The sequence below is a fragment of the Chryseobacterium sp. SIMBA_029 genome (assembly GCF_046535275.1).
Lineage (GTDB): Bacteria > Bacteroidota > Bacteroidia > Flavobacteriales > Weeksellaceae > Chryseobacterium.
The window spans coordinates 1-240 of record NZ_JAWRXA010000799.1 but is presented as its reverse complement, the minus strand read 5'-3'; the positions used below and the strand labels follow the sequence as shown (position 1 = coordinate 240).

Here is a 240-nt window from a genome sequence, read left to right as displayed (position 1 = left end):
CAACAGCCTGCCAAGGACACCCGGAATACGGGCCCGGGGCGTCTGCTGATTGCCGTGTATGCGATATTCGCGCTCTCCGCAACAGCTCGGGCAGGCTATCAAATAGCTACGAAGTTCGCTGATGCGCCGCTTTCGCACATCCTGTCGGCCTTTGCCGCCGTCGTCTATATCCTCGCAACGGTCTCCCTGGCCACGCCGGGGCGCACCTGGTTCAAGGTGTCCCTGGCTGCGGTGCTGACC

General features: G+C 62.9%; 1 protein-coding gene. It reads left to right on the top strand.

The window, feature by feature from the left end; translation table 11 throughout:
* Positions 1–240 (top strand): hypothetical protein (locus SB679_RS26115; RefSeq protein ID WP_410705308.1); only part of this gene is annotated, 240 nt, incomplete at both ends.